Origin of the sequence: Mesorhizobium sp. M7A.F.Ca.CA.002.04.1.1 (assembly GCF_004022805.1) — a bacterium.
Lineage (GTDB): Bacteria > Pseudomonadota > Alphaproteobacteria > Rhizobiales > Rhizobiaceae > Mesorhizobium > Mesorhizobium ciceri.
On record NZ_RZPL01001240.1, the window covers coordinates 1 to 651 of the forward strand.

General features: G+C 64.7%; 1 protein-coding gene. It reads left to right on the forward strand.

The annotated features are described in order from the left end of the window. Positions 1-651 (forward strand): sodium/proton-translocating pyrophosphatase (locus ENZ75_RS33570; protein ID WP_206617187.1); only part of this gene is annotated, 651 nt, incomplete at both ends.

Genomic DNA, 651 nt, shown 5'->3' on the forward strand with positions numbered 1-651 from the left:
ATGTCGGCGACTGCGCCGGCATGGCCGCTGACCTGTTCGAAACCTATGCGGTGACTGTCGTCGCCACCATGGTTCTGGCTGCCATCTTCTTTGGCGGCACCGCCGTGTTGGGTGCGGCCATGCTTTATCCGCTCGCCATCTGCGGCGCCTGCATCCTGACCTCGATCGTCGGCACCTTCTTCGTCAAGCTCGGTTCCAACGGCTCGATCATGGGCGCACTCTACAAGGGCCTGATCGTCACTGGCCTGCTGTCCATCGTCGGCCTCGGCGTCGCCACCCAGGTGACGCTCGGCTGGGGTGAGGTCGGCACGGTCGCCGGCATGGTCATCACCGGCAAGAACCTGTTCATCTGCGGCCTGATCGGCCTCGTGGTGACCGGTCTCATCGTGGTCATCACCGAATACTACACCGGCACCAACAAGCGCCCGGTCAATTCCATCGCCCAGGCGTCGGTCACCGGTCACGGCACCAACGTCATCCAGGGCCTCGCGGTCTCGCTGGAATCGACGGCGCTGCCGGCGATCGTCATCGTCGGCGGCATCATCTCGACCTATCAGCTTGCCGGCCTCTTCGGTACGGCGATCGCGGTCACGACGATGCTCGGCCTTGCCGGCATGATCGTTGCGCTCGATGCCTTCGGCCCGGTCACCG